This window comes from Lysinibacillus sp. A1, from assembly GCF_000801965.1.
Classification (GTDB): Bacteria; Bacillota; Bacilli; order Bacillales_A; family Planococcaceae; genus Lysinibacillus; species Lysinibacillus fusiformis.
On sequence record NZ_JSZM01000023.1, the window covers coordinates 1 to 11,575 of the forward strand.

Sequence of the window (11,575 nt, forward strand, 5' to 3'; positions counted from 1 at the left end):
GAAAGAATAATTTCTTTTATAAAGGGTTTCAAGATACGAGTAGTTCGAGAAAGCAATGGAGAGAGGGAAGGAGCGTACTCAAGTACGTGACTGACTGAACGACAGAAGCTGACGAAGAAATGCGATGTATATTGGAAACCAAAAATAGTCTAGTGATGATGGCAAAGAGGTCACACCCGTTCCCATACCGAACACGGAAGTTAAGCTCTTTAGCGCCGATGGTAGTTGGGGGCTTCCCCCTGTGAGAGTAGGACGTCGCTAGGCACTTATGAAGTCATGGATATCTTCCATGGCTTTTTTATTTTATCAACTAAAAAAATCGTGGTACACTACATATTAAATTTATACAGATGAAAAGGTAACTAACATAGATAGCATTTCCTACTTATACTTGAACAGAATAACGGAGGAATGAAAATGAGGTATACTATTTTTTCGTCTCTTTCGATTTTTTGCCTACTCCTCACACTCTTACTGTTTGGTTATGATTCTACGAAATGGTATGGGAGTTTTTTTAAATTCCTTTATGATATCAGTGTATTAATGCCATTTATATTAGGTGGAATAGGTATTGTTAGTGCCCTTTTAGGTATTAAAGGAGAGTATCGTTTCATTCTTGTTGTCCTACATTCATTTTTATTGCTACTATTTCTAGGCATCTATATTAAAGCTTTGTATGGATTTAGCTGAACGGTAATCTAAACTGCGGTATCCATCCGCAGTTTTTTTATATTTACTAAACAATTAATAAGTTCTTGCTCACTTCCTAAGGCATCTCAAGGTATAATGAAGGAACAAGTGCTAGGAAATAAATTAATGTATTGAAAGGGAGAAACAGTTGGGAAAGAAGCAAATTTGGTATGAAGTACAAGAAAACGAGTCCATTGAAGAATGTTTAGAAAGAATGCGACACGATGGGTACATGGCTATTGGTCGAAAAGAAGAGCCCCTTTTTCACTTAGTCGATGGAGAACCCACGTTATTACGTCAAAAAATTCAATTTAAAGCTATACCTACTCAAGATATGGAATGATTTTGACTAAAATCCGAACATTTTTTTTGAGCTTATAAAAAATGTTCGCATTTTTGCATTGACGATAATACAATCCCTTGTTAAAATGTGATAAGGAAAAACAAATAAATCCCACATATATGCTAGAGGATTGGCTCTAGTGTCTCTACCCGGCACCGTAAATGCTGGACTATGCGGGAAAGCACTTTTGGCTTTTATGAGAAGATTAATGTACGGTTTGTACATTGACAAATTCTTGCCCTAATAAGTCCTCAAGTAAGCTGCTTTCACGCGTAAAGGTAGAGAGTAGTTTATTTGAGGATTTTCTTTGTAAAAAGGTAAAAATTGCAGAGCTATTCATATAGAGGCTTGCACAATAATTGATCATTTTTCTATCGTTTAAAAGGAGCGACAATTTATGAATCCGAAAATCGGTGTCATTATGGGTAGTTCAAGTGACTGGGAAACAATGAAACATGCATGTGATATTTTAGACGAATTACAAGTACCGTACGAAAAGAAGGTTGTATCTGCACATCGAACACCAGATTTAATGTTTGAATATGCCGAAACAGCACGCAAACGGGGAATACAAGTAATTATAGCTGGGGCAGGTGGAGCCGCACATTTACCTGGAATGGTAGCAGCTAAAACCACTTTACCTGTAATCGGTGTACCAGTTCAATCACGTGCGCTGAATGGGCTTGATTCACTGTTATCCATCGTTCAAATGCCTGGTGGTGTGCCTGTAGCAACTGTAGCTATTGGGAAAGCGGGAGCAACAAACGCTGGTTTACTAGCTGCTCAAATTTTGTCAACGACAGATGCAGAACTTGCTGAAGCATTAGATGCTCGACGTGAAGCTACAAAGCAGCAAGTATTAGAAAGCACAGGTGACTTAGTGTGACAAAAATTATTTATCCTGGACAAACGATAGGTATTATAGGTGGGGGACAGCTTGGTCGAATGATGGCTCTTGCTGCAAAGGAGTCTGGTTTTAAAATTGCTGTACTTGAACCAGCAATGGACTCACCTTGTGGGCAAGTGGCAGATGTTCGCATTGTAGCTCCATATGATGATGAATCTGCTTTAGAAGAACTTGCAGAAGTCAGTGATGTTATCACATATGAATTTGAAAATATTGATTATGAAGGCTTAAAACGTTTATCACAAATGGCTTATGTTCCTCAGGGGGCCGAGTTGGTACGCATTACACAAAACCGTATAACCGAAAAAGAAGCTATTGTGAAAGCTGGTTGCCCAGTAGCACCATATATTGTTGCAAAAACTTATGAAGAATTAGTAGCCAATATTGATTCGATTGGTTATCCTTGTATAGTCAAAACAGCAAGAGGTGGTTATGATGGCAAGGGACAGCAGCTATTAAAATCAACTGAAGATCTTCCATTAGCGAAAGAACTCTTCACGCATTCTTCATGTATTGCAGAAGGATTCGTACCCTTCGTAAAAGAGGTATCGGTCATTGTTCAAAGAAATGGTAGTGGTGAATCGTATTGTCAGCCAGTTGGAGAGAACATTCATGTTCATCATATTCTGCATGAAACAATTGTGCCTGCTCGCATAACAGAAAGCACAGCTCAGGCTGCGGAACGAGAAGCTTTAAAAATTGCTGATTACTTACATTTAGTAGGAACGTTAGCGGTAGAAATGTTCGTGCTAGAAGATGGTGGCATTGTTATTAATGAATTAGCACCAAGACCTCATAATTCAGGTCACTATTCAATAGAGGCGTGTAATGTTTCACAATTCCATCAGCATATACGAGCTGTTTGTGGTTGGCCATTACGTAAGCCAGAACTTTGGGCACCATCCATTATGATCAATGTATTAGGGCAGCATGTCGTGCCATTGAGTAACTCCATTGCTAAATATCCTGAATGGTCTATCCATCTTTATGGGAAAGCTGAAGCTAAGGTCAACCGTAAGATGGGCCATGTAACGATTATGACAAAAAACTTAGAAGAAACATTACAACAAATCGAGAGTTCTGGCATTTGGTCAGAATAGAAGGAGATACGCAATGATTGAACGTTACACAAGACCCGAAATGGGCGCAATATGGACAGAACAAAATAAATATCAAGCTTGGCTAGAAGTAGAAATCCTAGCTTGTGAGGCGTGGGCAGAAATAGGTGATATTCCGAAAGAGGATGTTGCTAAAATTCGTGAAAATGCTTCATTTGATGTGAACCGTATTTTAGAAATTGAACAAGAAACTCGTCATGACGTAGTAGCCTTTACACGTGCCGTTTCGGAAACACTTGGTGAGGAACGTAAATGGGTACATTATGGTTTAACTTCTACAGACGTAGTTGACACAGCACTTTCTTATTTAATCAAACAAGCAAATGATATTTTACGTAAAGATATCGTGAATTTCATTGATATTATTGCTGCAAAGGCAAAAGAACATAAACATACAGTGATGATGGGCCGCACACATGGCGTTCATGCAGAGCCAACAACTTTCGGTTTAAAGCTTGGTTTATGGTATGAGGAAATGAAGCGTAACCTGGAACGTTTTGAAGCAGCCGCTAAAGTTATTGAAACAGGGAAAATGTCTGGCGCTGTTGGAACATATGCCAATATCGATCCTCGCGTTGAGCAATATGTTTGTGATCAACTTGGTCTGGCTGCATCACCAATTTCAACACAAACTTTACAGCGTGATCGTCATGCGCAATATTTAGGAGCATTAGCTTTAATTGCTACTTCCATTGAAAAATTTGCAACAGAAATTCGCGGTTTACAGAAATCTGAAACGCGTGAAGTGGAAGAAGCTTTTGCAAAAGGTCAAAAAGGATCATCAGCAATGCCACATAAACGTAATCCAATCGGTTCTGAAAACATGGTTGGAATGTCTCGTTTAATGCGTGGATACATGGTGACAGCTTATGAAAATGTCGCTTTATGGCATGAACGTGATATTTCTCATTCTTCTGCAGAACGCGTTATTTTACCGGATGCAACAATTACTCTTAACTATATGTTAAGTCGCTTCGGTAATATAGTGAAAAACTTAACAGTATTCCCTGAAAACATGAAACGTAATATGACTCGCACATATGGTCTTATTTACTCTCAGCGCATTTTGTTAGCATTAATTGATAAAGGATTAGTACGTGAGGAAGCTTATGATACTGTACAGCCTTTAGCTATGCAAGCATGGGACGAGCAGGTACAGTTCCGCACATTAGTCGATGCAAGTGAAAAAATCACATCTTATTTAACAAAAGAAGAGCTTGATGAGTGCTTTGATTACAATTACCACTTACAGCATGTGGATATGATTTTTGAACGTTTAGGACTTAACTAATATTTATTTCGCCAATAAAAAATAAATGTTAGAGCCACCAGTAAATGCTTCAGAATTGAACCGTGGAGAACACGGTTCGATTCTGATCATTCATAAAAGCGTATCTCATAATATCAGGGGGAAAAACGAATGACTAAAGGTCAACTTTTGTATGAAGGTAAAGCAAAAAAATTGTATACAACGGAGGAGCCGAATGTGCTGCTTGTTGAGTACAAGGATAGTGCGACTGCATTCAATGGTGAAAAGAAAGAGGAAATAGAAGGTAAGGGCATTTTAAATAATCGCATTACTTCATTAATTTTCGAAAAATTACAAGGAAACGGAATTGCGTCACATTTCGTAAAACAATTATCCGATACGCAACAACTTGTAAGAAAAGTAGATATTATTCCGATTGAAGTAGTCGTTCGTAATATAGTTGCAGGAAGTTTAGCAAAACGTATTGGTCTTGAAGAGGGCACACCTTTAAAACGACCAATCGTTGAGTTTTACTATAAAGACGATGAGTTAGGTGATCCATTCATTACAACTGAGCATATAGATGTTCTGGAGCTTGCAACGTCTGATGAAGTATCGTCTATTTACGATAAGGCACTAGCTATTAACAAAGTTCTACAGCCAATCTTTGCTGATGTCAATGTGACACTAATTGATTTTAAATTAGAGTTTGGCCGTGATGCAGATGGCCATGTATTATTGGCAGATGAAATTTCACCAGATACATGTCGACTTTGGGATGCAACAACGAAGCAAAAGTTAGACAAAGATGTTTTTCGTAGAGACCTTGGTAATTTAACTGAAGTTTATACTATTATACTTTCTAGACTCGGAGGCAAATAACAATGAAAAAAGTAAAAATCTATGTAACATTACGTGAGAGTATTCTTGATCCACAAGGCTCTGCAGTACAGGGTTCTTTAGCTAAAATGGGCTACGGTGAAGTAGAGGATTTACGTATCGGTAAATATCTTGAACTTTCAATTAAAGATTCAGAGCGTGACATTGATACTCTAGTAAAAGAAATGTGTGAAAAGGTTTTAACGAACGTTGTAATTGAGGACTACCGTTATGAAGTCGAGGAGGCTAACTAATCATGAAATTCGCAGTACTCGTATTCCCTGGGTCAAACTGTGATATCGATATGTATCATGCGATTAAAGACGAGCTAGGTGAAGAAGTAGAATATGTATGGCATACAGCAACAGATCTAAGTGGCTTTGATGGCGTATTAGTACCTGGAGGATTTTCATATGGAGATTACCTTCGTTGTGGTGCAATGGCTAATCAATCTAACATTATGGCAGAAGTTAAGAAAGCAGCAGACGCTGGTAAACCTGTACTAGGTGTATGTAATGGATTCCAAATTCTAACAGAAGCAGGGCTATTGCCAGGTGCTTTATTACGCAATAAAAACTTGAAGTTTATGTGCCGTACAGTGCAGCTAAAAGTAGAGAACAACAATACATTATTCACAAACCAATACGAGCAAGGTCAAATTATTCATATCCCAATCGCACATGGTGAAGGGAATTACTACTGTGATGAGGAGACTTTACAATCACTAAAAGATAATAATCAAATCGTATTCACATACTCAGGTGACAATCCAAACGGTTCTTTAGAAGATATCGCAGGGATTATAAACGAGCGCGGCAATGTATTAGGGATGATGCCTCACCCAGAACGAGCTGTTGATGCACTGGTGGGTGGCGCAGACGGTTTAGCAGTATTTAAATCAATTGTGAAGCAGTGGAGGGAAAATCATGTCAACAACTAAGTTTGAGCCAACAGCACAGCAAATTAAAGATGAAAAGCTATACGCTGGTATGGGGATGTCAGACGAAGAATTTGAATTGGTAGAAGATATTTTAAAACGTCTACCTAATTGGACAGAGACAGGTCTTTTCTCAGTAATGTGGTCTGAGCACTGCTCATACAAAAATTCAAAGCCAGTATTACGTAAATTCCCTACAAAGGGGCCACAAGTTTTACAAGGACCTGGGGAAGGTGCAGGTATTGTTGATATCGGTGACGAGCAAGCCGTAGTGTTTAAAATGGAGTCTCATAACCATCCATCTGCAATTGAGCCATACCAAGGGGCTGCCACTGGTGTGGGCGGTATTATCCGTGATGTTTTCTCTATGGGGGCACGTCCTATCGCCATGCTGAACTCATTACGCTTTGGTGAATTAAAATCAGCCCGCGGTAAATATCTATTTGAAGAAGTCGTAGCTGGGATAGCTGGATATGGTAACTGTATCGGTATCCCTACAGTAGGTGGCGAAATTCAATTTGATCCTTGCTATGAAGGGAATCCACTTGTTAATGCCATGTGTGTAGGCTTAATTGATCATAAAGATATTCAACGAGGTATTGCAGCAGGCGTTGGAAATACAGTTATGTACGTGGGTGCGAAAACAGGACGGGACGGAATTCATGGTGCAACATTTGCTTCAGAAGAATTAACAGAGGAATCAGAAAATCAACGTCCAGCAGTACAAGTAGGGGACCCATTCATGGAGAAACTTTTACTTGAAGCATGTTTAGAAGTTGTAAAATCTGATGCTCTAGTTGGGATTCAAGATATGGGCGCAGCTGGTCTTACTTCCTCTTCAGCAGAAATGGCTTCAAAGGCTGGTTCTGGTGTAGAAATGAATTTAGATTTAGTACCTCAACGTGAGACAGGTATGACAGCATACGAAATGATGCTATCTGAATCTCAAGAACGTATGCTATTAGTCGTGAAAAAGGGTCGCGAGGATGAAATTAAGGCGATTTTTGATAAATATGATTTAGATGCGGTAGCAATAGGCCGTGTTACAGATGATAAAATGCTTCGTCTTTTACACGATGGACAAGTAGTGGCAGAAGTACCTGCTGATGCGTTAGCCGAGGATGCACCAGTTTACCATAAACCATCTGCTGAACCTGCTTACTATGCTCAGTTCCAAGCAATTGAAAATACAGAGCCAGCTGTTACGGATTATAAAGAAACATTAAATGCTTTATTAAAAGCACCGACAATTGCTTCGAAAGAATGGGTTTACGATCAGTACGATTATCAGGTTCGTACGTCAACTGTTGTTAAACCAGGCTCAGATGCTGCAGTTATTCGTGTACGTGGTACAAATAAAGGTTTAGCCATGACAACAGACTGCAACTCTCGCTATATTTATTTAGATCCTGAGATAGGCGGCGCTATTGCAGTGGCTGAAGCAGCTCGTAATATTGTTGCTTCTGGTGGTACACCCCTTGCAATTACAGACTGTTTAAACTTTGGTAATCCAGAGAAGCCAGAAATCTTCTGGCAAATTGAAAAATCTGCTGATGGTATTTCGGCTGCATGTACAGCATTGAATGCACCGGTAATTGGCGGTAACGTATCGCTTTATAATGAGCGTTCAGGTGAAGCCGTTTATCCAACACCAACAATTGGTATGGTAGGTCTAATTGAAGACCTAGCCCATGTTACAACACAGGAAGTAAAAGCCGCAGGAGATATCGTATTTGTCATTGGGGAAACAACGACTGAGTTCGGTGGTTCAGAGCTTCAAAAATTATTAAATAATGGCGTTATTTCTGGGAAGGCACCAGCTATCGATCTAGAGATGGAAGCAGCACGTCAGCAGGCTTTATTAAAAGCTATAAAAGCTGGTCTTGTGCAGTCTGCACATGATGTGGCTGAAGGTGGACTTGCAGTGGCTATCGCAGAAAAAACTTTCAGTGCAAATGGACTTGGTGTTGACGTTGCATTAACGGGTTCTGCTACAACTGCGTTATTCAGTGAAAGTCAATCACGTTTTGTTGTCACAGTTAAAGAAGAACATGCAGCTGCATTTGTCGAAATCATCAAAGATGCTCATAAAATTGGTGTCGTAACAAACGATGCACTTGTTAAAATCAACGGGGACAAAGGTGTGCTTGTAGAAGGTACAGTGGAGGAATTCCGTTCTAATTGGAAAGGAGCAATCCCATGCTTGCTGAACTCAGAGGCTTAAACGAAGAATGTGGGGTGTTTGGCATTTGGGGTAACCCAAATCCAGCACACCTTAGTTATTACGGGCTTCATGCTCTTCAACACCGTGGTCAAGAAGGCGCAGGTATCGTCGTTTCTGATGGTCAGCACCTTCGCGCGGTGAAAGGCGAAGGACTAGTTAATGATGTTTTCAACGAAGATAAATTAAAGGCAGTGAACGGCAAAGCAGCAATTGCCCATGTTCGTTATACAACTGCTGGTGGTGGCGGTATTGAAAATGTACAGCCATTATTATTCCATTCCTCAACTGGCAGCCTTTCCATTGCCCATAACGGTAACTTAGTCAATGCGACACATCTGAAACAGTATTTAGAGCGACAAGGTAGTATTTTTCATTCTAGCTCTGATACAGAAGTGCTGGCGCATCTTATTAAGAAAAGTTCGCATTCACCATTTAGAGCTAAGGTGAAAAATGCCCTTTCATTATTAAAGGGTGCGTATTCTTGCTTAATTATGACAAAGGATGAAATGCTTGTTGCACGTGATCCACATGGTTTACGCCCGCTCTCTCTTGGAAAGTTAGGAGAAGGCTGGGTAGTAGCTTCTGAAACTTGTGCATTTGATTTAATAGGAGCAGAATTCGTTCGTTCTGTAGAACCAGGTGAATTATTAATTATTAACGATGAGGGCGTTAAGTCAGACCGCTTTGCTGATATGGAAAAGCGTTCTATGTGTGCGATGGAATATGTATATCTAGCACGTCCTGATTCGGATATTGATGGTATTAATGTCCATATGGCACGTAAACGTATGGGGAAACAGCTTGCTCGTGAATGTGCACATATTGAGGCTGATGTTGTAACTGGGGTACCAGATTCTAGTATTTCAGCTGCCATCGGTTTTGCAGAAGAAAGTGGTATACCTTATGAACTTGGTCTGATTAAAAATCGTTATGTAGGGCGTACTTTTATTCAACCGACACAGGAATTACGCGAACGTGGTGTGAAAATGAAGCTTTCACCAGTTGTTCAAGTTGTCAAAGGTAAACGCGTAGTTATGGTGGACGATTCTATTGTACGCGGAACAACTTCACGTCGAATTGTCAAAATGTTAAAAGATGCTGGTGCAGCAGAGGTTCACGTGGTTATTTCGTCCCCACCTATGACAAATCCTTGTTATTATGGCATTGATACGTCAACACATGAGGAACTTATTGCATCTAGTCATAAAGTAGATGAAATTCGTGAAGTAATTGGTGCAGATTCTCTGACTTTCCTTTCTGTTGAAGGCATGGTTGAGACCATTGCACGTCCATATGAAGATGAAAACCGTGGACTATGCCTTGCATGCTTTACAGGTAAATATCCAACTGAGATTTTCCCGGATACCATCTTACCACATGAAAAGGAACTATTACGTTAAGAAATACATCGCAATGAATGAGTGTCTTCTAGAAGATTATAAAAAATTCTAGGGTACTCGTAGGCGATTTAGATGATAAGGAGGAACTCTGCGTGTCAAAGGCATATGAACAAGCAGGTGTAAATATTGAAGCGGGCTATGAAGCTGTAAAACGAATGAAATCTCATGTAGAACGTACGAACCGGCTAGGTGTCATGGGAACGTTTGGTGGCTTTGGTGGTATGTTTGACTTGTCAGAACTAAATCTAAAAGAACCTGTTCTTATTTCAGGAACTGATGGTGTAGGGACAAAGCTAAAGCTAGCATTCATGGTAGACAAGCACGATACTATTGGTGTGGATTGTGTAGCAATGTGCGTGAATGATATCGTTGCACAAGGAGCGGAGCCGCTATACTTTTTAGATTACGTAGCACTTGGGAAAGCAGAGCCTGCAAAAATTGAGCAAATTGTTAAAGGGGTAGCGGATGGCTGTGTGCAATCTGGTGCAGCTCTAATTGGTGGCGAAACAGCAGAAATGCCAGGTCTATATGAAGAAGATGAATATGATTTAGCTGGCTTTGCGGTGGGGGCTTGTGAAAAGTCTGCCATTGTGACAGGAGAAAAAATTGTCGAGGGCGATGTACTTATTGGTATTGCTTCGAGTGGTGTGCATTCAAACGGTTATTCTTTAGTACGTAAAATTGTCTTTGCAGATCATCAATATGCGGTGGATGCCATTGTAGAAAACTATGAAGATTTAGGTCCAATCGGTGAGGCGCTATTAGTCCCAACAAAGCTTTATGCTAAGCCTGTATTAGCGGCTTTAAAAGCAGCAGATGTTCACGGCTGTGCCCACGTTACTGGTGGAGGTTTCTATGAAAATTTACCACGTATGATGCCTGAAGGATTAGCAACAGAAATTGACTTAGGTTCATGGCCTGTATTACGTATCTTTGAATTCCTAAAGGATAAAGGTCAATTAGAGGATAAGGATTTATATAATGTGTTTAATATGGGGATCGGTTTTGTCATAGCTGTTCCAGCAGCAGAAGCTGATAGAGTTATGGCAGCGGTAGAAGCAAATGGTGAAAAGGCTTATACAATCGGTCGTGTCATTCAAGGAGACGGAGTAGTGTTTAATGGGACACATGATGGGAGTTTAGTGTAATGACTGCACCAACAAAAATTGCCGTGTTCGCATCAGGAAGCGGTAGTAATTTTCAAGCCATTCAGGAGGCTATTAAACGTGGGGAACTGCATGCAAAGGTTGAGCTAGTAGTGACAGATAAGCCCGGTGCATATGTAGTGACACGTGCTGAACACTTTGAAATTCCAGTGTTAGCCTTGAACCCGAAAGATTTTCCCTCGAAAGCCGCTTACGAGTCAGCAATTGTCGATGCTCTACATGAGTGCGATGTGAAATGGATTGTCCTTGCAGGATATATGCGTTTAATTAGTGATGTATTATTAGCAGCCTTTCCACAGAGAATTGTTAATATTCATCCTTCCTTATTACCAGCCTTTCCTGGGAAGGATGCTATCGGACAAGCATTGAATCATGGGGTGAAAATAACGGGTGTAACGGTGCATTTTGTTGATGAAGGAATGGATACTGGCCCAATTATCGCACAGGCTGCTGTACCTGTTATTGAAGGAAATCGAGAGGCAACAGAAGCTGCTATCCATAAGCAAGAGCATTTATTATATACAAAGGCTTTACAGCAATTATTACAATAACTGAAGGAGGAGTTAGGTCGAGAACCTTACTCAACACTCAACACCTAACTCTATGAATCTTTGACAGCAAGTTAGTTCGTGCAAGAGCACGATAAAAATTAGGAGGATATT

11 protein-coding genes, 1 rRNA gene and 1 riboswitch are annotated in these 11,575 nt (G+C 40.1%); all 12 genes read left to right on the forward strand.

From position 1 onward, the window contains the following. Positions 1 to 148: 148 nt before the first annotated feature. Positions 149 to 264, forward strand: a 5S ribosomal RNA gene (gene rrf, locus PI85_RS17605). 574 nt (positions 265 to 838) lie between these two features. Further along, positions 839 to 1,033 carry an NETI motif-containing protein gene (locus PI85_RS17615; protein ID WP_025115753.1) on the forward strand — a complete coding sequence of 65 codons (195 nt, stop codon included), beginning with the start codon at positions 839 to 841 and terminating at the stop codon, positions 1,031 to 1,033. Positions 1,034 to 1,126: 93 nt separating this feature from the next. Next, positions 1,127 to 1,225: riboswitch (purine riboswitch) on the forward strand. A gap of 205 nt (positions 1,226 to 1,430) precedes the next feature. Further along, positions 1,431 to 1,919, forward strand: a complete 489-nt coding sequence (gene purE / locus PI85_RS17620) for a 5-(carboxyamino)imidazole ribonucleotide mutase (protein ID WP_008173674.1) — start codon at positions 1,431 to 1,433, stop codon at positions 1,917 to 1,919. Then, on the forward strand, positions 1,916 to 3,040 hold the full coding sequence (purK, locus tag PI85_RS17625; protein WP_036120721.1) for a 5-(carboxyamino)imidazole ribonucleotide synthase: 1,125 nt from the start codon (positions 1,916 to 1,918) through the stop codon (positions 3,038 to 3,040). Before purE ends, purK begins: the two co-directional genes overlap by 4 nt. A gap of 13 nt (positions 3,041 to 3,053) precedes the next feature. After that, entirely contained in the window at positions 3,054 to 4,349 is a 1,296-nt protein-coding gene (gene purB, locus PI85_RS17630; protein ID WP_008173672.1) for an adenylosuccinate lyase, read from the forward strand. Positions 4,350 to 4,478: 129 nt separating this feature from the next. After that, positions 4,479 to 5,189 carry a phosphoribosylaminoimidazolesuccinocarboxamide synthase gene (gene purC, locus PI85_RS17635; protein ID WP_036120716.1) on the forward strand — a complete coding sequence of 237 codons (711 nt, stop codon included), beginning with the start codon at positions 4,479 to 4,481 and terminating at the stop codon, positions 5,187 to 5,189. 2 nt (positions 5,190 to 5,191) lie between these two features. Then, a complete protein-coding gene (purS, locus tag PI85_RS17640) occupies positions 5,192 to 5,440 on the forward strand; it encodes a phosphoribosylformylglycinamidine synthase subunit PurS (protein ID WP_008173668.1) in 249 nt (82 codons plus the stop codon). Between the two features lie 2 nt (positions 5,441 to 5,442). Next, a complete protein-coding gene (gene purQ / locus PI85_RS17645) occupies positions 5,443 to 6,126 on the forward strand; it encodes a phosphoribosylformylglycinamidine synthase subunit PurQ (RefSeq protein WP_025115757.1) in 684 nt (227 codons plus the stop codon). Next, positions 6,113 to 8,347, forward strand: a complete 2,235-nt coding sequence (purL, locus tag PI85_RS17650; RefSeq protein WP_036120711.1) for a phosphoribosylformylglycinamidine synthase subunit PurL — start codon at positions 6,113 to 6,115, stop codon at positions 8,345 to 8,347. Before purQ ends, purL begins: the two co-directional genes overlap by 14 nt. Further along, a complete protein-coding gene (gene purF / locus PI85_RS17655; RefSeq protein WP_008173665.1) occupies positions 8,323 to 9,747 on the forward strand; it encodes an amidophosphoribosyltransferase in 1,425 nt (474 codons plus the stop codon). Before purL ends, purF begins: the two co-directional genes overlap by 25 nt. A 92-nt stretch (positions 9,748 to 9,839) precedes the next feature. Then, positions 9,840 to 10,895, forward strand: coding sequence for a phosphoribosylformylglycinamidine cyclo-ligase (purM, locus tag PI85_RS17660; RefSeq protein WP_036120708.1), 1,056 nt, complete (start codon positions 9,840 to 9,842; stop codon positions 10,893 to 10,895). Next, positions 10,895 to 11,464 (forward strand): phosphoribosylglycinamide formyltransferase, encoded by a 570-nt coding sequence (purN, locus tag PI85_RS17665; protein WP_036120704.1) that lies wholly within the window; start codon positions 10,895 to 10,897, stop codon positions 11,462 to 11,464. Before purM ends, purN begins: the two co-directional genes overlap by 1 nt. The last annotated feature ends 111 nt before the right edge of the window (positions 11,465 to 11,575 follow it).